This window comes from Bacteroides sp. AF29-11 (assembly GCF_003602895.1).
In the GTDB taxonomy this organism is placed as follows: domain Bacteria; phylum Bacteroidota; class Bacteroidia; order Bacteroidales; family Bacteroidaceae; genus Bacteroides; species Bacteroides uniformis.
In genome coordinates, this window is record NZ_QTLY01000005.1 from 334,419 (window position 1) to 360,206 (window position 25,788).

13 protein-coding genes are annotated in these 25,788 nt (G+C 49.2%); 4 read left to right on the top strand and 9 right to left on the bottom strand.

The window, feature by feature from the left end; all coding sequences use genetic code 11:
• Positions 1 to 12: 12 nt before the first annotated feature.
• From DWZ03_RS10865 to DWZ03_RS10905, 9 genes are all read right to left on the bottom strand, one after another.
• Positions 13 to 2,229, bottom strand: coding sequence for an alpha-galactosidase (locus DWZ03_RS10865; RefSeq protein ID WP_120129969.1), 2,217 nt, complete (start codon positions 2,227 to 2,229; stop codon positions 13 to 15).
• Positions 2,230 to 2,306: 77 nt separating this feature from the next.
• Entirely contained in the window at positions 2,307 to 2,996 is a 690-nt protein-coding gene (locus DWZ03_RS10870) for an SGNH/GDSL hydrolase family protein (RefSeq protein ID WP_117749007.1), read from the bottom strand.
• A gap of 18 nt (positions 2,997 to 3,014) precedes the next feature.
• Positions 3,015 to 4,379, bottom strand: coding sequence for an MGH1-like glycoside hydrolase domain-containing protein (locus tag DWZ03_RS10875; RefSeq protein ID WP_016272750.1), 1,365 nt, complete (start codon positions 4,377 to 4,379; stop codon positions 3,015 to 3,017).
• A gap of 25 nt (positions 4,380 to 4,404) precedes the next feature.
• On the bottom strand, positions 4,405 to 5,529 hold the full coding sequence (locus DWZ03_RS10880) for a glycerophosphodiester phosphodiesterase family protein (RefSeq protein ID WP_117749006.1): 1,125 nt from the start codon (positions 5,527 to 5,529) through the stop codon (positions 4,405 to 4,407).
• A 38-nt stretch (positions 5,530 to 5,567) separates the two neighbouring features.
• Positions 5,568 to 7,433, bottom strand: coding sequence for a beta-L-arabinofuranosidase domain-containing protein (locus tag DWZ03_RS10885; RefSeq protein WP_117749005.1), 1,866 nt, complete (start codon positions 7,431 to 7,433; stop codon positions 5,568 to 5,570).
• Positions 7,434 to 7,801: 368 nt separating this feature from the next.
• The gene (locus DWZ03_RS10890; protein ID WP_044467427.1) at positions 7,802 to 9,307 is read right to left on the bottom strand and encodes a RagB/SusD family nutrient uptake outer membrane protein; all 1,506 of its coding nucleotides are present in this window, start codon (positions 9,305 to 9,307) and stop codon (positions 7,802 to 7,804) included.
• A 19-nt stretch (positions 9,308 to 9,326) separates the two neighbouring features.
• Positions 9,327 to 12,545 carry a SusC/RagA family TonB-linked outer membrane protein gene (locus DWZ03_RS10895; protein WP_117749004.1) on the bottom strand — a complete coding sequence of 1,073 codons (3,219 nt, stop codon included), beginning with the start codon at positions 12,543 to 12,545 and terminating at the stop codon, positions 9,327 to 9,329.
• Positions 12,546 to 13,356: 811 nt separating this feature from the next.
• Positions 13,357 to 15,174 carry a beta-N-acetylhexosaminidase family protein gene (locus tag DWZ03_RS10900; RefSeq protein ID WP_229122416.1) on the bottom strand — a complete coding sequence of 606 codons (1,818 nt, stop codon included), beginning with the start codon at positions 15,172 to 15,174 and terminating at the stop codon, positions 13,357 to 13,359.
• Between the two features lie 140 nt (positions 15,175 to 15,314).
• Positions 15,315 to 16,424 (bottom strand): glycoside hydrolase family 43 protein, encoded by a 1,110-nt coding sequence (locus tag DWZ03_RS10905; RefSeq protein ID WP_016272757.1) that lies wholly within the window; start codon positions 16,422 to 16,424, stop codon positions 15,315 to 15,317.
• Between the two features lie 251 nt (positions 16,425 to 16,675).
• On the opposite strand from DWZ03_RS10905, the gene DWZ03_RS10910 reads away from it, so the two are divergent.
• Genes DWZ03_RS10910 through DWZ03_RS10925 form a run of 4 tightly spaced genes read left to right on the top strand, consistent with a single transcriptional unit; the run spans position 16,676 to position 25,780 of the window.
• Positions 16,676 to 18,493: a glycoside hydrolase family 2 protein gene (locus DWZ03_RS10910; RefSeq protein WP_035457718.1), complete on the top strand. Its 1,818-nt coding sequence runs from the start codon at positions 16,676 to 16,678 to the stop codon at positions 18,491 to 18,493.
• Positions 18,494 to 18,513: 20 nt separating this feature from the next.
• Positions 18,514 to 22,506 carry a hybrid sensor histidine kinase/response regulator transcription factor gene (locus DWZ03_RS10915; RefSeq protein WP_133303159.1) on the top strand — a complete coding sequence of 1,331 codons (3,993 nt, stop codon included), beginning with the start codon at positions 18,514 to 18,516 and terminating at the stop codon, positions 22,504 to 22,506.
• Positions 22,507 to 22,541: 35 nt separating this feature from the next.
• On the top strand, positions 22,542 to 24,308 hold the full coding sequence (locus tag DWZ03_RS10920; RefSeq protein WP_120129998.1) for a DUF6057 family protein: 1,767 nt from the start codon (positions 22,542 to 22,544) through the stop codon (positions 24,306 to 24,308).
• An 8-nt stretch (positions 24,309 to 24,316) separates the two neighbouring features.
• Positions 24,317 to 25,780, top strand: a complete 1,464-nt coding sequence (locus DWZ03_RS10925; protein WP_120129975.1) for a TolB family protein — start codon at positions 24,317 to 24,319, stop codon at positions 25,778 to 25,780.
• Positions 25,781 to 25,788: the final 8 nt, after the last annotated feature.

A 25,788-nucleotide genomic window follows, 5' to 3' on the forward strand; every position in this document is an offset into this window, starting at 1 on the left:
ATTTCTAATATTTTAATGGTTCACCTCTTCCAGATACAATATCCGACTGGCATAATCACTCATTTTATCTGCATCCACCCTATGTTCTCCGGGAATCTCCAGTCCGTGGCTCATCAGGAAAGAGCCACTCAGTACCTTTCCTTCAAAGGAGAGAGGGACATTGTCAATGCGGTTCAGCTCACGAATACGGTATTGTTTCCCCGCATCCAATCCCGCCATCCTGACACGCGGCAACTGCTGGTTGACAAACTGTTCTAGCTTCCACCAATAGAAGACGGCTTTCGACTTATCTTCGCTGGCATACAACAATGAGGCTACCCCCTGACCGTCATACGGTGACATCAGCCGATAAAGTTCACCAAACTGCACCACCGGACGAATCTCTTTGTAAGCAGCAATCGCCTCACGGCAAAGATTTTTCTCTTCATCCGTCATATTCCGGGGTTGTATCTCCATACCGAGCCTTCCGCTCATTGCCACATCAATGCGATATTTCAAGGGCAAGCTGCGATGCGTCTGATGGTTGGGCGCAGCGCTGATATGCGATCCCATAGCGATAGCAGGAAAGAAATAGGACGTTCCCCACTGGATATAAACGCGTTGCAAGGCATCTGTATTATCGCTGGTCCAGAATTCATCAAAATAGGGCAAATAGCCGTAATTGACACGACCGCCTCCACTGGCACACGCCTGAATCGTCACATCAGGATATTTTCTACGGATGCGTCGGCACACATCCTCAAATCCCTGATGATAAAGAATACTCAGATGGCTTTGCTCGTCCTTGTCCAAATGGACAGAACCGTGGTTCAGCACCGGCATATTGGCATCCCACTTGATATATTCTATTTCCGGATAACGGGCCAGCAAGGTATCCACCGTATAAAAAATGAAATCCCGCACCTGGGGGTTGGTAAGGTCAAGCACCGCCTGCGTGCCACCGCGCGCCGTAATGAAGTCTTGTCCGGGGACTTTCATCACCCAGTCGGGATGCTTCTCGTATAGTTCGCTGCGTGTGTTAATCATTTCGGGTTCAATCCAGATGCCGAAACCGATATTATGTTTCGCGGCATCACGCAATAGTCCGGCAATGCCGTCAGGCAGTTTCTTCGGGTTCACCACCCAGTCCCCCAGCCCGGCGTTGTCAATATCACGCGGATGCTTGTCGCCAAACCAGCCATCATCCATCACAAAGAGTTCGCCTCCCATCAAGGCTATGTCTGCCATCATCTGCTCCATATCCTTCTGATTAATGTCGAAGTAAACACCTTCCCAACTGTTCAGCAGTATCTTGCGGGGCTTGTCTCCATTGGCCAGTTTATGTTTCCGTCCCCATTTATGGAAATTACGGCTTGCGCCGCCCAATCCCTCTTCCGAGTAGGTGAGCGCCAACGGGGGAGTACGGAATACCTCGCCTTTTTTCAGCCTGAAGGAAGCACCTTCCTCATCCATACCGGCAAAGAAGTGGTGATAATCGCCGTCATCCGTATTGATTTTCAGCCTATAGTCACCGGTATAGCAAAGGGCTGCGCCGATAGTACGCCCTGTGTTTTCCTGTGGTTTCCCGTCCAGCGAAAACATTACTTCGGCATGAGCAGTATGTGAATTGCGTACGCCATCGATATTCTTTATCAGCCTGATGCCGGGTTTTAAAGGTTCCTGAAGCAACCTTGCCTCGTTGCCCCACCCGCCGTAGAGGCTGGAAAGCCACACATCGCCTCTGCGGAGAGGAAGATAAGATGAAGCAAATTGAAGGAGCGTTACCGGAGTCTTCTCCGAATGGCTGAATTCAGCCCAGGTTTCAATCACATCCACATCGCGATATGCCTTGTAGCAGAGATTGACGTAGAAGGGATAAACACAATCCTTCAGTTTCACAAGGGTGAGCATAGCATCCGGCTCTTGCCTCACTTCCACATCCTGCACATAAAGCCGGGTGGCTATCACCCCATCGGCATGTCTGACACGGAGAGCGGATTCACCGGGCCATCCTATTCCATAAGAAGGATAAGCAACATGATGGCACGTACCTACCACATTCATCTGCCGCAAATCATCCTCCGATAATCCGGTTCCGTAGTAGAGATACCTTAGTTCGCCTCCTACCGGAGCATCAAGTACCAATGCGAAGGAAGGGGTGGACACAACAATCTGCCCGGCGGCAGCGGGCAGTGCAGCCAACAACAGTCCTGCCAGACAGAGCCACAAAATATTTTTCAAATTTTCCATACCAATAATCTATAAACCAATTCATATCAATCAAGTCCCGAACAATGCGGCTCCCTGGCGTCACATTCAAGAAAGCATCATCGCAAAGTGTCGAATATCGCCTCGGCTATCTTTCGCATGCCTCGGTCGTCAGGGTGGGCAATAATAAACTCCTTGGTCACGGTATAAGGCTTTCCTTCCACATCATAGAGGGTATCGCCCACCTTGGGACGCGAATCATACAGACGGTCTATCCAGTCAATCGGAATAAAGGAAATACCGTGGGTACGGGCGGCATGAATAATGGCACGCTCCTTCTCGGCATCTTCCCAAAAGCAACCGGTAATGACCACCCTGCCCGCTTTCTGTTTGCAATATTCCACCAGGCGGAGAATGCCCGGACGGAACGCCTGCTTATCCTGCACATTCTCACCCAGACGAATCACGACAAGGTCTTTGCCGCGAACAGCCGGACCTATCAATGAATCAATATCGCACGTCAGATTGCGTTCCCAGTAAGCGATGTTGAGCGGGGTAACCACCGTGCCGGGATGTTCTGCGCAGAGCAGCTTCTGCAACTGGTGGCAATAGTCGTTCTCTTCCTTCGAAGCTGCCATGCCCCACTCCGAGAACCATTCGATATCAGCCTTATATTCATGCCGTGTAATGGAATTTCCCAGGCAAAGCACTTTGAGGGAAGCGCCGCCCGGTTTAGACTTCTTATTGTTTCCTCCCGAAACGGGAAGACAGATTACGGCCATGATACAGGCCAGTAACAAATGTTTCATACTCTTGCTTGATAAAAATTAAAATTCATTCACCGTCTCTTTACCGTCCAGCCAGGCAGCCATGTTCAGCACCAGCAAGTTCCAGTTCTGGAAGCCCTTGTTGAGGATGGGCTCGCCGTTGTCGGGCATGTAATATTCGTGCAGCGCACCAAAACGCTCATAGTCGCGTCCCAGCAGCAACACGGTCTTCTCTGCCAACTCCCGGGCATCTTCCGTATAGCCGTAGCGGAGCAGTCCCCGAAAAACAAAGTAGTTGACGCATATCCATACCGGTCCTTGCCAGGAAGAAGGATTGCCGCTGGCACGCACGTCGTACATTTTTTCCAATGGAGAAAGGGAACGCACACCTGCCGCCGCATTGAACAAACGGGAATCGCGATATTGCCGTTCCACGATTTCGCGCGCCTGCTCGGGAGTGGCTATTCCTGCCCACAACGCCATGAAGCCGCTCCACACACTGAAACGTTGTATCAGGCAGTCGTAAGTACGGGGCTGCCCGGTGTGGTAATGAAAGCCCGGCGCAGCGGGCTTTTCCACCGGAAGCAGGTTAAGGTCTACACTGTAGTAGAAGCCGTCGCGAGGGTCCCAGCAATGCTTGCGGATATCTTCTTTCAGTTCCTCCGCTTCGCGGGTGAACCGATTTTCCAGATCGGGCATGCGGAGCTGTCTTGCCAGATAAGCCATGGCAAGCAGTTCCCTATACATCAAGGCATTGAGGAAGATGGAGCCCGAGCTTCCGTGAGGACGGTAGAAGGTACTCGGGTCATTGTCCACGCCAATCATTTCATCGTTTTCCCAATAGAGCAATCCGGTGGCCTTGTGGCGATGGTAGTTGAGGTACTTGCCCACAAACGTCTGCAAGTTATAAAATCCCTCACGCAGCCATTCGGCATCACCGCCCGTCTGCTCCACTACGAATGCAGCGTGCTGCGCCAGGACGGGTTTGTGCATATTGGTCTTCCATGGATTGATTTTCTGCAGCAACTGCCAGCGCTCTTCCGTATTGTCAAAGATGCAAATGGGAATCCATCCGTCGCCTCCGCCATAGCTGAGGAAGTTGAGAATACAGCCTTTCTCGTAGGCAATCAGTTCCTCACGATCGTCACTGGTGCCGTTTTCCACGATGATTTGCCGCAGGGCTATGTCGCTCAGCCATGAATCCCAATCCCACAACTGGTTGGCATACTGCCCGCTGCCGGGCACAAGGAAAGGATACTTCAATGCACCGACCGGTTGCCGGTACATGCCCTTCATATTCTTATAAATATGCTGCCGACATATCGCTTTGTATTTTTTCAGGTTGTCGGCATTCCTTTCGGGTAATTGCGCCGTCAATGAAACGCTGACCACAAGCCCGAAGCACAAAAACAGTATCTTCTTCATATATTTCAAAACACCTATTGATTTTTCATCTTAATCCCTTCTTCTCCAAGGCTGCAATCAACTCGGCAGGCACGTCCGTCTGAATCATCCTCACAGTGGGAAATATGTCAAACAGTTCGTCAAGTTGCCTGTCGTCCAGTGCATATTCGGGTATGGCCTGGTCGAGCACCCACAGCAGGCAGACGGAGGGAACCATGCCCAACTCTACCGAATCGCCCAAAGAGGGGCTTCTGCCTTCGGTGGCATACGACGTCTGCACGAAAAACGTACGCGGCAATCCCTCCAGCAACTTGTGCCCTCCTACCCAAGGATAGATGTTGGCATCCTCCACCACACCGAGCACCTCACGGGTACCTTCTTCCACACCACTGTAGAAGAATACGGCTTCCATCATGCCCGTCCGGCACACCACATCCGCCACTTTCCCGAAGATACCTTGTCCGGTACATTTGTCGATGTCTACATACGCCCGTCCACGTACGGCGGTCAGATACTCTTCCAATGTGGGCATCTTCTCATCGGTGGGTTTTCCGGCACGGTCTTTCAGGTTGTACTGCAGGATTTCGTCATAGGTCATGTCGGCAATCCGGCCTTGTCCGGTGGTAGTGGCGTCGATGGTCTCGTCGTGACATACCACGAGAACACCATCTTTTGTATGCCTGACGTCGCACTCCAGAATTTCAGCGCCGGCGGCCACGGCAGCCTCTATCGCACTGAGAGAATTCTCGGGAATGGTCTTGTCCTGCGTATGCGCCCGGTGGGCCATGACCCACACCTTCTTGTACGAGGGGTCTTTAAACTGCCGCATGGCAACGCTGAGCGCCGGCAGGTCGCAGACGTGTATGCCGGCAGTCAATGTTCCGGTTGCCGTCTGCGCCTTGATGGTGTAATCCCCCTCCTTGGCATAGGCGTGCGTCAGGAGTCCGTCGTTCCTGCCCGTTTCCACGGTTCCGTCTCCGAAATCCACCGTCATCTCCATGTCCGGAGCAACGTTGTCCAGCTTTATCTTTACTACCTCATGCAACATGGTATACTCACTGACCGATATGCGGGGTGTTTGTGTCTCTACTTCCTTTTTCGCTCCCTGGCAAGCCGTCAGAAGAACCAGCAAAAGGCCGATGCACAGATTCATTTTCTTGTTATAGCTCATATTTTATCTCTATAAAGGAATTTCTACCTGTTTTTCCATCAATATTTCCGGTAAGGTTCCGTCATCATGTGCAGGGTTTGCGGAATCCATACCTTGTAGCGGCCTTTCGGGGCCCAGTCGTTACCCGCAGAGGCAAAGTCACAGAAGCGTACGGGCTTGGCCGTCTTGTTGGCGGCATCTTCCAGGTCGGTGCCCAGCACAGCGGGAACTTCCAACGTAATCCAGGCAAATGAACCGGACATATTCTCGTGTACTGCGGCCTGCACCACACCCCGCTCATCGCTCTTGATGACGGCACACTCATCCACATCGCCGTCGTCGAAACGGCTGTCGCGAGCAAATACCAGCGGACCGCGCACCACTGCCTGGTGGTTATGGCTCTCCACAACTTTGGTTTGAAGGTCGAATTCCAATGTCACTTCATCGCCTCGCTTCCATATACGGTCCAGGCAGAGATAACCGCCCAGGTGCAGCACTTCCTGCTCTTGCCCGTTGACAAAGGCCTTCGCCCCGTCTACCTGCGAAGGGATGCGCAAGGAGAGTTTAAAGCGTTCGTCCCTCTGCGGTTCCACTCCGATGCTTACCTTTCCGTTTACGGGATAACCGGTCTCCACCTTCAGGGCCACTGCATTCTTCCTGCCCGTCTTCACCGTAGCTTCCATCGGCACATAGAGATTGAGGAATATACCGTCTTCTTTGGTCGCCACCGCCATCTTCGGAATCAGGGCGAATCCCCGGGGACCATTGGCATTGCAGCAGTTGATGTGCATGCCGCATTGCTCCTCACCCGGCTGTCTGCGTCCTTCCAACGGACTGTACTTGGAAATCTGTCCTCCGTCGTGTTTCATCGAGGCGAACAAGGCATTGTACATCGTCCGTTCAAACTCCTCGACGTAGAGCGGATTGCCCGTGTCGCGCCACAAACGGCTGCAGAACTGCATGTAGGTGAACGTCACGCAAGTCTCCATCGTATGATAAGCCGGCAGAGTCTGCTTGTCCTTGCCTCCATACCAGCACTCGAAGGCCGCACCCGAACCGGCAATGTTTATCTCGTCGCGCCGGATACTCCCGGCCGTACGCTCGGCGGCTTCCTTGTAAAGAGGGTCGTCCAGCACACGCCCCAGTTCTATCAGACCTTCGTAGCAGGACATCATCTCGTAAGCCTTCTGCCCGTTTTCGAACGACCACCACGATGCCGGATAAGCCGAACGTCGCGATACCGGCACATCTTTCAGCGCTTTGGCTATGAGTTGCGAACTGCCCTCCCGCTCGATGCCCGCCACGATGCTTTTGGCAAAGTCGAGGTAGCGTCTCTCGCGGGTAATGTCATACAGATAGACCACCGGTTCCAGGATGGAACAACTTGCCATGCCAAAGTAATTGCCGGTACGGGCAATGTCGACGTGCTGTTCGTGCAACTGCTTCATCAGGTAATCCACCGAACGCATAGCGGTCTGCAATGCCGCCTTGTCGCCGGTCAGGCGATAGTATGCCACCAAGGCAAGTGCCGAATATTTCCTGCCCCAGATGTCCCAGTTGGTCAGCCGGGCTTCGGGACTGTAGTTGCCTATGTAGCCTTCCGGAGTCTGGGTCTGCATGAAACTCCGCACGCCGGTCTTTATCTGCTCCAGCAACGCAGGGTCCTTGCAATACTCGTAAAACGAAATGGCCCCCAGCAGCCACTTCCCAAAGAATTCGGACTGCCAAAGGCTTGTCTCCCCGCGATGACGGAAAGGCTCTACCAGATGCTCCACATCCTGCGATTTCACCCGCTGCTCGATGCAGGTATGGATGCGTCCGCCTACAAAACCGCCAATGCGGATGTCCTCTACCCTGCTCTCCTGCCCCAGAACCGGCAAAGAGGCCCAGGCACACAGTCCTAACAACAATACTCTATAATTCATCGTATATCCATATTTTGATAATATCCATAAAAAACATGCAAGTGCAAACAGTCTTTTTGTCCGAATTTATATACATGCAATCCAGCATTCCACAAACAACTAAGTATCAACCATTTACGTATTATCCTATCTCAGTCGTATACTTAGGATATCTCAGTCGTATAGTGAGATAACCTAAGTATACGACTGAGGTACCCTCATTATACGACCTTGCCTGAAAACAATCCATCTTGTAATCTTTTTATACCTTATTCCCAAAAAAGACGAAGTGCATATAAAAAAGACAAATCTCCCCCCGCAATCTTTTCCGGAGAACAGAATACGGAAGGAGATTCTTACTGTTTGCATCCAATCATCATCCTGCCTTATCAATATCCGGGGTTTTGTTCAATCACCCCGCCCGACTCGGTAATCACTTTCGGCGGAATGGGGAACAATACCATGTGGTCCTTGGCTGCGGTACATCCGCGATTTCTGGCAAACTCGATGTATTTACCGAAGCGTATCAGGTCCTGACGACGCCAGCCTTCCATAAAGAGCTCGCGCCCTCTTTCCATCAGCAGGAATTCTTTAAACTTCTCCTTGCTGGATTGTATATCTGCCGGAATGGTATGCGTGACGCCCACACGGTCGGTAATCTGTTTCAGATAGCCCAGTGCCTTGTCCGTAGGTCCGTTCAGCTCGTTCTCTATTTCGGCCAGAGAGAGGAGTACGTCCGCATAACGGAAAGCCACGATATGCGTATTGCCACTGGCATACTTCTCCGGGGCCACCAAATACTTCACCGGAATGGCGCCCTGCTGGATACGGTCATCGCTTGCACCACCTCCTCCTGGACGGGTATAAAGTGTACCGTCCGCATCCTTATAAGAATCGGCAATCACTTCCAAACGGGCATCCGCCTTGTCATACGTGTCATAGAAATCCCATGGCATCAGATAGCCTCCCCAGCGATGAGTCGGACAAGCTTTGTGCTCGAAATTCTTGCCGAAAGTGATGCAATTGGGCGGGAAAAGATAATAAGCATACTCATTTCCGGCCAGTTCTCCACCCGGAACGGCCCATACCGTCTCATCATTCATTTCATTGGAGAAAACATCCTTATAGTCTTCAGAAAGCGTATACCCCATCGTCTTCATACTCTCGGCATAAGGTAACGCCTTGTCATATTGGTGGTCGTTCATATATGCTTTCATCAGCAGCATAGTGGCAATCCCTTTATTCACGCGACCCCAATTTTCCGTACCATTCGTTTTGTCATAAAGATACGGCAATGCCTCCTGCAAGTCGCTTACCATGCGATTGAAATAGACTTCTTTCGTAGGACGCGGCGTATAAACGATGTTGCTCAATCCCTCCGGTTCAAGCACACATGATACCGGTCCATACAAATCATAAAAGCAGAACATCAACCAAGCACGCAAAGTCTTTACCTCGGCAATCTTCTGTGCTTTTGCCGCTTCCGGCAGGCCGCCGACTTTCTCCAGCTGATCCAGAATGAATGTACAACGGGTAATATTACGGCTAATGGAGTATGTTCCGTAGGTATCCCATGCACCGGACCAATTGAATTTATAAGTCTGGTTGCTCTGGTGCATCATTTCGTCCGAAGTGAATTCCGAGTAAGCCCACCAGCCGTCACCGGAGGCGTAGATGGGCATGGTCCAACCATCGTTAGAGCCATCATACACACCACCGGAATTGGCCTTGAAATTGGCATACATGCCTATTACCAATGCATCTATGTCTTCCACCGTCTGTGGGAAGTTTGAATTTGTCAGGCTCGAAAATACTTTTTGGTCCAAGTCGCATGAGTGGAGCATCACACCCATGCACAAGGCAACCGCCCAACTGATTATCTTTTTTGTTTTCATCTCTTCTTGGTATTTTAGTTTAGAAATTAATGTTAACACCCAATACGACTGTAAACGGAATGGGGAACGGTGCGCAGTTGATTTCCATTTCCGGGTCCAGACCCTCGTAATTGGTCAGCATCAACGTATTCTGCAAATCCACGAATACGGAAGCATCCGAAGCAATCTTGTTTCTCTTCAGGAACTTCTCAGGCAGCATATAAGTCAGCTTGATATCCTTGAAACGCCAGAAGTGTACGTTCTTCAGCGTAAAGTCATGCGTACCGGTCTTGTTGTTTCCGCCAGTCACATCCGCAGCAATGCCCGGATACCAACCGGTAGGGTTGTAGGAGGTCCATACGTCTTTCACGCGTACACTGGTATTATCGTCTCCGATACCTCTGAAGTTCCAGGAGTCGTATGCTTTTTTGCCCAGCACACCATACGTATCAATATCCAGCATCCAGTTTCTGAAGCGCAGGCTGGCACCCAGACCGAAGTTGGCTTTCGGGTCCCAAGTACCCAATTTCACGATATCGCCGTCATCCATCACACCGTCACCGTTGACATCTACATACTTCAGGTTACCCGGTTTGGCATCCGGCTGAAGCACTTTGCCATTAGAGGTGTAGGCTTGTATCTCTTCCAAAGAATGGAAGATACCGTTCGTCTTCCAGCCATAAATCGGGCTGATATCATCTTTTTCATCCAACCAAGGAGAAATAGCCACTTCGGGATTGCGTTCCACCCATTTGGAACGATTGTGGGATACATTGGCATAAGCTGTCAATGTCCAGTCCTTCTTGTCTATGACAGTACCTTTCAATGCCACTTCGATACCCTTGCTTCGGGTAGAACCTACATTCTTGGCTATATTGCCCACCATGCCGGTCACAGGAAGCGGAGTAAAGTTAAGCAAGTCCTTGGCTGTGCGCACGTAGTAATCTACACTACCGGTCAGACGGTCATCGAAGAATCCAAAATCGATACCGGCATTCACCGTGATGTCCGTTTCCCACTTCAAATCAGGATTACCCTGCTCCTTCTGAATAATACCCTTATGATAGACCCCGCCGAAATAGTAATAATCTCCCGACCATGCGTTGCCATACGTAGTCAGCGGATAAGTACCGCCGGTCAAGATACTTTCATTACCCGATGTACCGTAACCGGCTCTCAATTTCAGGAAACTCAAGACATCAAAGTCTTTCATGAATTTCTCTTCAGAGATAATCCATGCTGCAGAGGCACCGGGAAACCATCCCCACTTGTGATTATCGGCAAATACGGAAGAGCCGTCGTTACGGAGCGTAACTCCCAAAATGTAACGGTTCTTAAACGTATAGTTCAGACGGCCGAAGAAAGAAAGCTTGTTACGCCAAGTCTTCCACGAGCCCAAATTGGTCCTCTCAAGATCGGATGTAGAACCAATGTTGTTATTCTCATACACGTCCGTAGGGAAATTGTACCCCATCACGTTGTGAGACCTGGAGGTAGTAACGTAATATCCCGTACCCACAACCGCATTCAGGTGATGACCGTTAGCGATATCCTTGTCGAAGGTCAGATACTCTTCAATACCGTAGTTATCGTTGAATGCATTGGAGAAACCACCATAGTTATCCTCTACTTGTGCAGGCAGTTTACCTTTGGTAGAACCGAAAATCTCACGATTCTCGTCTGTCTTGTCCACACTCAACTGTACATTTGCTTTGAGCCACGGCAGGAATTTCACTTCCAGATTGGGCGAAAACATCAAACGTTTTGTCACCGTCTGGTTCTTGATATGAAACCAAGTAGCAGGGTTAGGTGTCAGAGGAGAAATAGAGGTAGTCAACTTTCCCTCCTCATCATACAGCGGCATATTTGATGGAAAGAAAATGGCTGCATTGGTCTGTACCGCTTCATTACGGTTCATCCGCGTATGTCCTGATGACGGATTGTTTGAAGACAAATGCGAATACATACTTGCCACATTCAAAGTAACGTACTTATTGAAATTGGCCTCAAAATTGAAGCGGCCGCTGAAACGCTGCAAATCACTGATTTTCAGAATAGAATTCTGATCATAGTAATTAAACGAAGCATAGAATTTAAACTTCTCCGAACCGGCATTAATGGCCACATTATGATTATGAATAAAACCGGTACGCGTAATTTCGTCCACATGGTCGTAAGTCTTTGCATTGCGTATCTCTTCAGCCGTAAACGCTTCCGCCCATCCCGATGCAGGAGCAGGTTCCGGCCCGTAAGGGAAGAAATTGCCACGATAAAGAAAATTCTCCATTCTGGAAAGGTTGACATTAGTCATATACTCTTGAGCATTAAGCACATCATAGTACTTCTTGATACCCTGCACGGAAAAAGAGCCATTGTACGAAATACGAGGCTTCCCGGCCTGACCTTTCTTAGTTGTAATCAAAATCACACCATTAGCGGCAGACGAACCGTAAATGGCAGCTGCACTGGCATCCTTCATCACGTCGATGGAAAGGATGTCATTGGGGTTCAGTGTAGCGAGCGGACTCCGGTCGGATCCATCGTGCAAGCTCGGCAAATTCGGACCTCCGCTGGAAGCCTTGTTTCCTGTACTGCTTATCACCACACCGTCGATGACATAAAGCGGAGAGTTAGAACCGTTGGGAGAAAGTTTTCCACGAATGTTCACACTCATTCCCGAACCGGGCTGTGCAGAGTTCTGCGTAATGGTAAGGCCGGCCACCTTGCCTTGCAGCAGATTGTCGGCACTCACCGCATTGGGCGCTTCAAGCTCCTCGGACTTTACGGAAGAGATGGCACCCGTCACCGAGCGCTTCAATTGTGAACCATATCCCACAACCACCACTTCTTCCAGCAACTCGGCATCGTCCTGAAGAACGACGGTATATTCCGACTTCGAGTCTACCGGAAAAGCGTAGGTCTTGAAACCGATAAACGACACCTCTATCACCTGCCCTGCTCCGGCAGAAATCGTAAAGCGTCCGTCTATATCCGTTATCACACCCGACGTAGTGCCTTTCACTATCACGTTGGCACCAATGACCGGTTCACCGGTCTTGTCTTTCACCACTCCGGTCACATTCTTCTTTTGTTGTACCACTTCCGTCCCGTCTGCTGAAGGATTTACGGCTTCTGCGTGTAAGCCCTGAACCGAACCGAATGAAAACAGACCTACCATCCCCACCATCTGGAGAAAACGGCGGCCACGGTATGTTCCGTTCAGGATTGTGCTTACCAAAAGCGTTTCATGCTTTTTCATAATACGAATGTATTTAAGAATTAATTAAAAAAATTTCGCTGCAAACTTACCTGCAAAAAAGATTAAAAAAGGATAATTGCTCTTCAAAAAAGGCAAATATCCGCTCATTCATGCGTTTTGAACAGTTTGTTTTCATCCTTCACCACCTTCACCTTTTCCCTCAACCTGCCTATCCACAGGCTTTTCCGGTGAAACCGGTTTTACCCTATGCCGCTTTCCCGATGAAACCTCTTTTCTTCGCACTTCCAATTCCCGACAACTCCAAAAACATCTGCAGTTCAAATCTGTTTCACTATAATATAACTATGTATAAATCAACAGATAATTACTGCAAAATTCTGCAATAGTTTTGCAGTAACACTGCAACCATACTTGCAGTAACGCTGCAATAGTTTTGCAGTGACGCTGCAACCATACTTGCAGTAACGCTGCAACAGTTTTGCAGTGGCGCTGCAACTAACTTGCAGTAGCGCTGCAACCAATTTGCAATGATGCTGCAAATCGGTTACAGTGAAGTTCGCCGCCGGCAATTGACAACTCCCGAAACATAAACGCGAGAGCGAACACAGAATTAAACCGGTTTCACCGGAAAAGCCTATGAATAGAGGGATTGAAGGAAAAGGTGAAGGAAGTGAAGAATAAAAAAAACGCTTTTATTCCATTTGGTTTACTCAAGTTTCACAAGCTCACTTCCGTAGCAGACTACGAATACCTTGTCAACATAAGAAGTCGGGCTTGCGAAACTTAAAGGCAGGCTATCGTTTGCATTTTACTAAAAAAGCAATCCGAAAACGGGATTAAAAGACACCCCCTATTTACCGGTACGTTGAACCACCTCCTGATACAACCGGTCGAAAGCAGGTTTCAGATGGCAGCTTCCGGTCTTTACACCCGGCTGGAATCCGTTCTGGTTGTAAGTGGCGTCTATTTTCTTCATCAATACCTGGAGGGCCTTGGCATGAGAAGCGGCTTTCTCCAGTTCCGTCTTTTTGCCGTCACACTGTGCCGCCAACATGCACAGCACTTCTCTTCCATATTCACCCAGCAACTTAAACTGTATCAGCCAAGGGGTTATTTCCTTGATTAATGCCGGATTTTCATCGGAAGCCAGCAGCAGGTCGGCAGAAGCAATCATACGTTCGCATTCCTCGGTTACAGCCGATGCAGCGGCGACCTCCCGCTTTCCTTCGCGGCAATAAGCATCCAGCAACCGTTCCAAAGCAGGACGAATCTGTTCTGACTCTTCACGACGGAAATCATGTTCGTTCCCGCCAAGGTCGGAATTGTGTGAGGCAAAGACCTGAAGAGCTGCGGCATGGCCGGGCATCAGGTACCGGACAGCTCTTCTCCACGATGCATCACTCTTGTAGGCATCCATGTTCCAAGCATAATCGGCTATACTGAAAAGGGCGATTTTTGAAGCCTCGGCATGTTCCATAGGGTTGGATATAAAAGCACTTATATCGTCATCGATATCTGTCCCATTGCCATAGACAGCCCCCAGCAAAAGGCGGTCGCGCACATAGTCGGACACGGGGAAATTCCACCAAATGAATGCTTTGCGCTTCAACAGCGGATTGACAAACTGCATCGTAGGCTTATCAATACAAGCCACCACTTTATCGCCCGTCCACAAGATGCCTATGTCCGGATGAAGCTTGCCGCCCAGCGTCGCGAGATAACCTCCCTCGAGCTTAGTCCACAGACGGTTGTACTCCGTAGGACACATCAGCAACGGAGCAACATCCCCTTTCACTTTGACGAAGTTATGATAAATATCATTCAACAGCTCCACCTGCTTCTCCGCCGATGTCCCTTCGCCGGAAATATCATCAAAGAAAACGGCAAAGGCCCTTATCCCCAAACGATACATGCTTTCGAACTTTTCCATCAACAAATCACGGTCTTCCGTATTCCAGCGAATGTCCTTTCCCGGATGGATAGCCCAATAGAAAAGCACTTCGTTCCGCCGCGCACATTCCACCAGTTCTTTCAGCTGTTCGGCTTCCTGAGCAGGATAGGGCTTGCGCCAGTTGGGCGAACTGTGGTAAGGGTCGTCCTTAGGACCGTAAATATAGATATTCATCTTGTTGCGGCCATAGAAATCAAGCTGCGACAAGCGTGCTTCCCGGCTCCAGGGAACGCCATAGAAACCTTCCACCACACCACGGTAGGGTACGTCGGGATAATCCGTCACCTCCACCAACGGCAGTTTGGGCAATGCAATCAGTTGGACCAGCGTCTGCACACCGTAAAAAACCCCTCTACGGTCGGCACCGGCAACAACAATACCTTCCTTGTCTATCTTCAGATAATAACCCTCTGCCTGTTTAGGGATACGTGCAGCATACTTCCTCACAGACTTATCCCCCTTCATACCGATACAAACGGAAAAATCGGCAGTCACCACAGCATCCGGAAAAAGACCGGCCAACAACTGCTCCGCCGCACTTCCCCGCAAAGTGGCTCCTACCTGCAAACTATATCTTGCAGGGATAGAAACAGAATCCTCACTTCCCACATATTTCTGCGGAGTGGGCTGGAGGTGAAAACCCTGCGCATCGGCTTCCGCCCATGAACAGAGAAACAAGATGCACAAAAGCAATACCATGTTTTTCATCAATACCATATTTTTTTAAGATTCATACTCACAGCAGAAGCACACGCAACTGCCGGATGCAAAATAAGGGCATTTTCCATGGAAAAAAGAAGAAATTCCGACCGAAAAAGGAGAATTTCCGCATCCATAAGGCAACTTCCGTGCCGATTTCAATCATCATTCGCATGTGGCGTCCCCGACGGCTTGCGCAACAGCGTATCCTGCCTTTGCGGACATCCCAGTATCGGAATACCGTCTTTGTCCCACTCCACCTTCTGCATACAGACTTCATACTTCTCTAAAGAAATGAACATATCTTCCAAGTCCTTACGCACCTTATACAGATAGTAATACTCCGTCTCGTCCGGCGAGGGTATGAAACAGACGATGCTGGGAGCATAGAGTTTATCGGTGGTGTTCGAGCTGAATACCGGAACCGGGCACTTCTTCCATGAAGCGGAATCAAGCAAATCGGCAGAAGCATCGGCCATCAGCATGCCTTCACAATAATAAGGGGTCCAACGGCCACTGGCAGCATAATAGAGCAGAATCTTGTCTTGACGAAGCGACCTGAACACCTGAGGACACTCATTCACATAAATCGGATAAGCCGTGCGGTTGCCGTCAATACCTACCCACTGGCACTCCCACTCATATTCGGGCCTCGATATCAGCACGCGCTCCGAAGACAAAGTCCAGGGATTCTCCATTTCGGCAATATAGATACACTGGTTTTCTTCATAAACCCTGCGGGAAGGCCAGCCGCACCACACCAGATACAAACGGCCGTCCTGCTGGAATACCGTAGAGAACATGGCCACATGATTCTCCTTATCGGTGTCAATGCGCCCTTTCAGCCTGAACGTACCCTTCAGCGGATCGGGCGAATCATTCTCCAGCACATAGATACAACGATTATCCAGGTTATTGTCATTCCCGGTGAAATAAACATACCATTTGGAATCAATGTAGTGCAATTCGGCATCATCTATGTTTCCGACAGAAGGATCGGCAGAACTCCACACATTCTTGAATTCTTTCTCCTTGAGCAAAGTGGCATCCTCAGCCGCACGCAGGTATATACCCGACATCCACCCCTGGATGCAATAATACATACCGTGATGAAACAAGACATGACACCCCAGAAAACCGGTAGAAATAGGATTGACATAGCACTGCAAAGAGTCTACTCCGTCCACGTTTTCAGAACGCTTTCCCGAATGGCAGGAACTGAACCACCCGACAAGCAAACAAAGAAAAGCACACTTGATTCTCATCATACGGAAATCATTTAATTTAAGGTATATATACTCAAACAGAAATATCCTGCGACTATTTCCGTTTGGCTCCAAATCTTCCAAAGCCGTCGCAAAGTAATGGATTTTATTCTTAAGAAAAAGCAGCTGAAACAAAATTCGCCTTTTTTGGTCAGTTTTTATCCTTTCATAAAGACGAATTGGAGCACCTTTGCCCAAATTCCGCACGACAGACGGAAACAACTATAATTTATAAACAACAGATTGTTATGAGAATGAAAAAATTGGCGTTAGCATGTGCTTTGGCATTAGGCCTGCAAGCCCCCTCCCTCGCCCAATGGAAACCGGCAGGCGACAGAATAAAGACGGAATGGGGAGAGAAACTGGACCCTGCCAACGTTCTGCCGGAATATCCGCGCCCGATGATGGAACGAAAAGAATGGAAAAACCTGAACGGACTGTGGGACTATGCCATCCGCCCGTGTGGAGAAGCAGAACCGAAAACCTACGACGGCGAGATATTGGTGCCCTTCGCCGTAGAATCATCGCTATCAGGAGTAGGCGTGCACTTGGAAGACAGTCAGGAATTGTGGTATACACGGCAATTTGAAGTACCTGCCGGATGGAAAGGGAAAAGAGTACTGCTGCATTTCGGTGCCGTAGACTGGAGAGCCCATGTGTGGGTGAACAACACCAGCGTAGGCAAGCACGAAGGCGGTTATACCCCTTTCTGCTTCGACATCACCGATGCACTGCAAAAAGGAAGCAACAAACTGACCGTACGTGTATGGGACCCCACCAACAATGGTCCGCAACCCGTAGGAAAACAAGCCAACCGCCCGCAAGGCATCTGGTATACAGCCGTCTCAGGCATCTGGCAGACTGTGTGGCTCGAACCGGTAAACGAAAACCATATAGCCTCCATGAAAATCACACCCGACATCGACCTCAACCGGCTGCGGATTGAAGCCCGGACCGGTGAAGGCGAATGGAAAAAAGGATGCCGTCTGGAAGCGGAAGTATATGACAACGGCAAACTTGTAGCCTCGGGAGCAGCCATCCGTGGGGAGGCGATAGACATCACCATACCCGGAGAAGTAAAGCTGTGGTCGCCCGACACACCTTTCTTATATACACTCAAAGTACGTCTGAAACAAAACAGCACGGAAACGGATGCGGTGGACAGCTATGCAGCCATGAGAAAGTTCTCGTCCAAGCGCGACGCAAGCGGTGTGATGAGAATGCAACTGAACAACCGCGACCTGTTCCAGTTCGGCCCGCTGGACCAGGGCTGGTGGCCCGACGGCCTCTATACCGCCCCCACGGACGAGGCTCTGATTTACGACATACAGAAGACGAAAGACTTCGGCTTCAACATGATTCGCAAGCATGTAAAAGTGGAACCCGCACGCTGGTACGCACACTGTGACCGGATAGGCATCATCGTATGGCAAGACATGCCCAACGGCGACAAAATGCACGAATGGAACCAACGTGACTACTTCACCGGTGCCGACCTGACCCGCACTCCGCAATCGGAAGCCATTTACTTCAAGGAATGGAAAGAGATTATGGATTACCTCTACTCCTACCCCTGCATCGGCGTATGGGTACCCTTCAATGAGGGATGGGGACAGTTTAAAACAGAAGAAACAGCCAACCTGACCAAACAATATGACGGCACCCGACTGGTGAATGCTGCCAGCGGTGGCAACCATTATACATGCGGTGACATGCTGGACATACACAGCTATCCGGGTCCCGAACCGTTTCTGTATGATGCCCGACGGGCCAACGTGATAGGAGAATACGGCGGTATAGGCTATGTAGTGAAAGGGCACGTATGGGAGGCCGACCGCAACTGGGGATATATCCGGTTCAATACCTCAAAAGAAGTAACCGACGAATACGTGAAATATGCGCAAGAATTGAAGAAACTCGCCCTGAAAGGTTTCACCGGTGCGGTATATACACAGACCTCGGACGTAGAAATCGAAGTGAACGGCCTGATGACGTATGACCGTAAAGTAATTAAAGTGGACGAAAAGCGTATCAGGGAAATCAACCTGGAAATTTGCAATTCTCTCAAATAAATTCTATTTTCGCCATCACTATGAAAAGACTGTTTCTCATATTGTGCTTTCTTATCGGAATATCCGGTTATCCGGCCACTGCTGCCGAAATATTATCGGTAAGGAGGCTCAATGTGGAAAACGGTCTTTCATACAATACCGCCACTTGTTGCCTGCAAGACAGCTACGGCTTCATCTGGATCGGTACGGAAAACGGCCTGAACCGCTACGACGGCTGCAACAATCGGATATACCGCAGCAGCAACCATAAGCACTCCTTGGGCAACAGCCACATAAAAACACTTGCAGAACTAGACCAAGAGTTGTGGGTAGGAACCGAAAACGGCATCTATATCTACCGCCATGCCTCGGATGATTTCTCACACTTCGACATCACCACACAATTCGGCGTCATCATCAGCAGCGAAATACGAAAAATAGTCAAGACACACAACGGCCTCATGTGGATAGCCACCATAGGCCAAGGGCTCTTTATCTACAATCCCCAAACAAACACAATGAAACAGGATTGCGTATGGAACTCCTTCATCAACGACATCTGCGAAGACGAGGACGGCCGTGTCTATGTACTTTCGCGCCAGAAAGGATTGATGATATATGATGAAGACGGAAACCGGAAACCCGCCGACACCCCCTTGGCCGAAATTGCCGAAGGCACCGGAATAAACTTCCTGCAATGTATCGGCGGCAACCTCTGGTTCAACCAAGGCAGCAAGCTGTACTGCTACCAGAAACTGCTGGGAAAAACCGAAGTGTATGAAACAAACGGAAAACGGTTCGGAACCATCTTCTGCCTCATCAAGTATAGAGAGAAAAGCCTGCTGATAGGAACAGACAAAGGAATTTTTGCCCTGCAACTGCCACAATGCACCTTCGAAGAAATCAATCTGCCCACCAGCTTCCTGAACATCAAGCAACCGCATATCAATGACCTTATGTGCGACAACGAGGGCAACTTCTGGATAATGACCAACTACAATGGAGTGGAAATCATCAACAACCAGCTGAAACGCTTTGAATTTTATACCATTCCCACCACAAACACACAACCGGAAACCGGAAGGACTGAAATAAGAGCCTTCTATGAAGACAATCAGAAGAAAATATGGCTGGGCACCGATAAAGGCTTGTGGATATTCGACCCTGCCAGCAAGAACCTCGAAGAATACCGACCTGAAAACATGCCGCCACACCGGCCTGACATCTGCTGCCTGCTGCCAAGCAAGGAAGATCTGTGGATAGGTACTTACAAAGAGGGCATCTACAGACTGAACATGAACATCGGAAAATGGAAAAACTACCGCCACTCACAACAAACGCCACATACAATACCCAGCAACGACGTATTAAGTCTGTATCAAGGACATGATGGAACCATATACGTAGGCACAAATATCGGCCTATGCCGATACCGTGCAGAAACTGACAATTTTCTGCCTATCATCCAAGTGGGGGCAATGACAGCGGTAACGGACATTCTGGAAGATTCACATCAACACCTCTGGATAGCCACCTCAAACAGCGGGGTTTTCAAGATGATAAACCTCAATGCGGAAAGCACTGTGTGGAATCATTATAAAAAGACAAATCAGAATACCAACAGCATTATCAGCAATTCCATCACAAGTCTGTTCGAAGACAAAGACGACCGGATGTGGTTCGGCACCAATGAATCGGGCATATGCCGTTTTTCCGAAGCAACCGGACATTTCTCAACCCTTCTTCCCGGCAGCCGGACACCGCTGACCGGCAACATGGCATGTGCCATCAGGCAAGACCGCGACGGAGATTTATGGGTGTCGAGCAATAACGGTATTTACCAGATTCCCCAAGATAACCGAAAAGATATCAGGCAGTTCACGATGAACGATGGCCTGCAAAGCAATCAATTCCTGCCCAAGGCATCGCTGCTCTCTTCAGACAACAAACTCTATTTCGGCGGTATCAACGGATTCAATATCCTGACCCCCGAAAACATTAAGAACAATCCATATATTCCTCCCGTATACATCATGGAGATAGGCTTCCCCCACATGAGCGACAAGGAGGGACAAACCGACTTTGGCAATGCACTCTATATGCGGAAAGAAATACGGTTGCCGTACGAATACAACACTTTTTCCCTACGGTTCGTGGCCCTCAGCTATGAAGAGCCGCTTAAAAACCAGTACAAATACCGCCTGAAGGGTGCCGACAAAGAATGGATTGCCAATACCTCCAGCCACTCGGCGTCCTACACTCACCTGCCGCCCGGAGAATATGAATTCCAAGTGAAAGGAGCCAATAACGACGGCTTGTGGAACGACCGGACGGCTTCGCTGCGCATCATCATCACTCCCCCGTGGTGGCTGAGCATACCGGCCTACATAACTTATGCGCTGGCACTCTTTTCCATCATCGGATATATCACCTATCGCTGGAGGATGCACGTCAAACGCAAGTACCATCAAATGATGGAGGACTTCCGCATCACACAAGACAAGGAAATCTACAAACAGAAGATAAGTTTCTTCATCAATCTGGTACATGAAATACGTACCCCACTCAGTCTGATATGCCTGCCACTAGAGAAATTGCGCGACGGGAAGATAGAGGAACATGGCAAACATCTCACCCTGATTGAGAAAAACGTCAGCTATCTGCTCGAAATCACCAACCAGCTTCTTGATTTTCAAAAGATAGAGAACAAAAAAATGAAGCTCGACCTGAAAAGACATGATATAAATGCAATCATAAAAGACATCGCCGAACAATTTAAAGATGCGGCATCCATCAAAGGCCTTGAGCTCTCCGTCAGCCTACCTGCACCCGAAATGGAGGCCATAGTTGACAATGACATCATCCGTAAAATCATGGTCAACCTGATGAGCAATGCACTGAAGTATGCCGCATCAATGATTGAACTGAGCCTGAAGGAATCTGACGGGCACATTGTCATTTGTGTCAGCAACGACGGTCCCCGGATTCCCGAAGGACAAAAGGAAAAGATATTCCAAATCTTCTATCAAATACCGGATGATAAAAAACAAATGCCAGGAACCGGTATCGGACTTGCTTTCTCCAAATCACTGGCAGAATCCCACCAAGGCACTCTGTCCGTAGAGAACCTGCCGTCGAGCGGATGTTCGTTCATCCTCTCACTACCCCTGAAGAGAGCTACGGAAAAACTTCCGGAAACGGAAAGCCATCCGGAAAGCGAAGGGTTTGAACCGGACCTGCCCCAGACAAAGAACAAACGCCACACCGTGCTGATTGTAGAAGACAACATCGAATTGCAGAATGAAATACGGGAAGCACTGGAACAATGGTATAAGGTATATACTGCCGGCAACGGAAAGGAAGCGCTGGAAAAACTTGAAACGAATGATGCCACAGACGTTATCGTCAGCGACGTCATGATGCCCGAGATGGACGGTATAGAGATGTGCCGCCACATCAAGACGAACCTTACTTACTCACACATCCCCATCATCCTATTGACAGCCAAGACCAATCTGGAATCAAAGACAGAAGGCATGGAGAACGGTGCGGAGGTATATATGGAAAAACCGTTCAGTATCAAGCAACTACACAACCAGATAGAAAATCTGCTGAAATTGCGTCTGGCCTTCCACGAGCTGATGCTCCGTTCGGCAGGAACCACACACGAAACGCCTATATCGGAATATATTCAGTCTGAATGTGACATCACTTTCATGAAAGAGGTGGATGCCACCCTTACAAAACATCTGGACGAAGAGAGTTTCTCCGTAGACAACCTGGCCGACGCCATGAATATGAGCCGCACGAATTTCTACCGGAAGCTAAAGATGCTGACCGGAATGGCCCCCAACATCTATATAAAGAACTTCAGGCTCAACCAGGCAGCCGAACTGCTTGCCCAGAACATGCGCATCAACGAAGTGATGTTGCGCGTAGGATTCATGGCCCCATCCTACTTTGCCAAATGCTTCAAAGCCAAATTCGGCAAACTGCCCAAAGAATATCAAAACACCATCAACAAGCAAGAATGAGGAATCTGCTTGTGAAAAAACAAATATACATTGATATGAAACCACTATCACAGAAGCTCCGGAAAACCGGCTTATCCCTCCTTTGGGGCACAACAGTGTGGCTGTTCTGGTGGATAGTCTATCCGGGCCACCTCCAATACCACGAGCAATACCAACTTTTTTTGTTCGACATGGAATATTGGAAAGAAAGAATCGCCATCCCCGGCGGAATGGCCGACTATATAAGCGAATTCCTGGTGCAGTTTTATTATCATACGTGGATGGGCGCCACTATGCTGGCACTCTTGTTCATAGGGCTGCAACTCCTGACATGGAAATTGGCAAAAAGGCAAGGAACGCCGGAAGTGTATTACCCGTTGAGTTTCCTACCGGCCATAGCCGTATGGCACTTTATGTGTGATGAAAACGCCATGCTGTCGTTTGTGGTGGCCCTGCTGATGACATTGGCTGCCAACTATTTCTATACCTTCCTGCACACCAAATGGAAACGTGCGATGTATGTGCTGGTGTGTTTCCCGGTCCTTCTTTGGATGGCGGGAGCAACACATCTCATCTTTATGGGCTGGATTATCATCAGCGAACTGCACACCTGCTTCAAAAAAAGGAAATTCCTCCAAGGAATCGGAATCGTGGTAGGGATGTTCGCATTGAAAGCCACCTGCACGCTATTGATAAGCATGCAAGTGCAGAACCCCATCTACCAGCTAAGCGGATTTCTCGGCTACTACCGTTTCCCTGCGGTGATTCCCCGGATGGAAATGACAATCATCCTTCTGTTCACCGTGCTCCCCTATCTGCTGGCCCGGCTCCCCCGGACGCACAAGCATGTATCTCTATATATGGCCTTACAGAGCATGGCATTAGTAGTAATAAGTTATCCCTATATTCTTTCAAGCTGCAATTTTGATAAGGAAGAGGCAATGGAGTACAATCAATTGGCAAGAAACCGGCAGTGGAACCAAATCATAGGAAAAGCGGAAAACAAGTCCCCGGTTTCCCCGCTCAGCGTAACTTGCCTGAATCTGGCTCTGAGCAAGACCGGACAACTGGGCAACCGAATGTTCGAGTTCTACCAGAATGGGACGGAAGGCCTGATAGCCAAGTTCCAGCGAAACTTCGTCACTCCGCTTCCTACGGGCGAAGTATTATACCATCTGGGGATGATTAACGACGCACAGCGTTTTGCCTTCGAAGCCATGGAAGCCATTCCCAACTTCCGCAAAAGCGGGCGCTGCCTCAAACGGCTGGCCGAAACAAACCTGATTAACGGACAGTATGAAGTGGCGGCCAAATACCTGCGTATTTTAAGCAAGACACTGTTTTATAAAGACTGGGCAAAAAACACGATGACCTATCTATACAATGAAGAGAAAATCGACGCACACCCGGAATGGGGACGGTTGAGACAAATGCGGTATACAGAGAACTTCCTGTCCGGAAGCCACGAAACGGATATCCTGCTGGCACGCTTGTATGAACAAAACCCGCAGAACCGGACGGCTCTTGAATACCTGCTGGCATATACACTGCAAAAACGCGACCTGAAAGGCTTCATGAATTACTATCCTTCAGACGCAAATATCAATCATGAACCCATTCCGCGCAGTTACCAGGAAGCGCTGGCATATATATGGGGACAGACTCACAAGGATTTCCGGGACATACCTTGGAAACTGTCTCCGCAAGTAATGCAGGATTGCAAAGATTTCATGCGGATTTACACATCACAACCGAATGGGCGGCAAATACTGCAAACTCTGTATACCGGCACATTCTGGCATTATCTGTTATTTCAAAAATAGGATAAAGAATGAAGAAGCATTTGATTTGCATACTATCGGTATGGTTGCTGACAACCTGCAGCCATCCGGTAAACAATCCGGAGAAGACGGAAGAATGGCCGGAAATCTATCCCGACTACATAGGAGTGACAATACCCGCCACCATTGCTCCGATGAATTTCGACTACATCGGCGGAAAACACGACCGCATAGACGTAATCGTAACGGGAAACAAATTCGGAGAAATACACGTAAATGCCCGGACAGCCTCCTTTCCGGAGGACGAATGGCACAAACTCCTGGAATCCAACAAGGGAGACAGTCTGTTGTTTACAGTATCTGTCAAGAACGAAAACAAATGGAAGCAGTACCGCCCTTTCTCCATGTATGTCAGTGACGCTCCCATAGACTATGGAGTGGTATACCGCAAAGTCATTCCGGGATATGAAGTATATAGCAAAATGGGTATTTACGAACGGAACCTTTCATCCTTTGAAGAACGCGTTTTGCTGGAAAATGCGATGGTACCGGGCATGTGCCTGAACTGCCATGCCTTCAACCGGACAAATCCCGGTCACCTAAGTCTGCATATACGCGGACAGCACGGTGCAACCCTCATGCAGATAGAGGGAAACCGCGAACTTCTGGATACCAAGACAGATTCCACACTCTCCGCTTGTGTCTATCCCTATTGGCATCCGGAAGGAAAATACATAGCCTATTCGGTAAACCGGACCACACAGTCCTTCCACACAGCCAAGGTTGAACGCATCGAAGTGATGGACATGGCCTCGGACATATTAGTATACCAACCGGAAACGCACGAACTGCTGCTTTCTCCCCTACTGCAGAAAAAAGAAGTTTTTGAAACCTTCCCCGCATTCTCGGCAGATGGAAAGAAACTGTATTTCTGCTCGGCAGCGGGTAAACCGATGCCCGAGAAATACGATGAGATACGCTATAGCCTTTGCTGCATAGACTTCAATCCGGACAACGGCACGTTCGGTGAACGGGTAGACACGCTGATAAATGCAGAAGACCTGAAAAAGAGCGTTTCCTTTCCACGTCCTTCATACGACGGGAAATACATCATGTTCACATTATCCGACTATGGGAACTTCTCCATCTGGCACAAGGAAGCAGACCTATGGCTGCTGAACCTGCAGGACGGTACCATGCACGCCATTGAAGAAGCAAACAGCACCAATACGGAAAGCTACCACAGCTGGAGCAGCAACTCACGCTGGTTCATATTCAGCAGCCGACGTGACGACGGGCTATATACCCGCCTCTATCTGGCATACATAGAACCGGACGGCCGCGTATGCAAACCTTTCATGTTGCCTCAGGAGAAACCGCTGGAATATTACGATTGGCTGATTTACTCTTACAATGTACCAGAGTTTACAAACAAACCGATACAGCCGGAACCCCGTAAGATAGAAAATGAAATCGTATCAAATAAGCGTGTAAAGGTAAAAATACGTAAATAGCGGTATTA

What these genes read in the sequence shown, in the direction of transcription:
- DWZ03_RS10910 (WP_035457718.1), top strand. Translation starts at nt 16,676, where the DNA reads ATGAAAAAATTGGCGTTAGCATGTGCTTTGGCATTAGGCCTGCAAGCC.
- DWZ03_RS10900 (WP_229122416.1), bottom strand. Translation starts at nt 15,174, where the DNA reads ATGGTATTGATGAAAAACATGGTATTGCTTTTGTGCATCTTGTTTCTC.
- DWZ03_RS10865 (WP_120129969.1), bottom strand. Translation starts at nt 2,229, where the DNA reads ATGGAAAATTTGAAAAATATTTTGTGGCTCTGTCTGGCAGGACTGTTG.
- DWZ03_RS10925 (WP_120129975.1), top strand. Translation starts at nt 24,317, where the DNA reads ATGAAGAAGCATTTGATTTGCATACTATCGGTATGGTTGCTGACAACC.
- DWZ03_RS10875 (WP_016272750.1), bottom strand. Translation starts at nt 4,379, where the DNA reads ATGAAGAAGATACTGTTTTTGTGCTTCGGGCTTGTGGTCAGCGTTTCA.
- DWZ03_RS10890 (WP_044467427.1), bottom strand. Translation starts at nt 9,307, where the DNA reads ATGAAAACAAAAAAGATAATCAGTTGGGCGGTTGCCTTGTGCATGGGT.
- DWZ03_RS10885 (WP_117749005.1), bottom strand. Translation starts at nt 7,433, where the DNA reads ATGAATTATAGAGTATTGTTGTTAGGACTGTGTGCCTGGGCCTCTTTG.
- DWZ03_RS10870 (WP_117749007.1), bottom strand. Translation starts at nt 2,996, where the DNA reads ATGAAACATTTGTTACTGGCCTGTATCATGGCCGTAATCTGTCTTCCC.
- DWZ03_RS10905 (WP_016272757.1), bottom strand. Translation starts at nt 16,424, where the DNA reads ATGATGAGAATCAAGTGTGCTTTTCTTTGTTTGCTTGTCGGGTGGTTC.
- DWZ03_RS10895 (WP_117749004.1), bottom strand. Translation starts at nt 12,545, where the DNA reads ATGAAAAAGCATGAAACGCTTTTGGTAAGCACAATCCTGAACGGAACA.
- DWZ03_RS10920 (WP_120129998.1), top strand. Translation starts at nt 22,542, where the DNA reads ATGAAACCACTATCACAGAAGCTCCGGAAAACCGGCTTATCCCTCCTT.
- DWZ03_RS10915 (WP_133303159.1), top strand. Translation starts at nt 18,514, where the DNA reads ATGAAAAGACTGTTTCTCATATTGTGCTTTCTTATCGGAATATCCGGT.
- DWZ03_RS10880 (WP_117749006.1), bottom strand. Translation starts at nt 5,529, where the DNA reads ATGAGCTATAACAAGAAAATGAATCTGTGCATCGGCCTTTTGCTGGTT.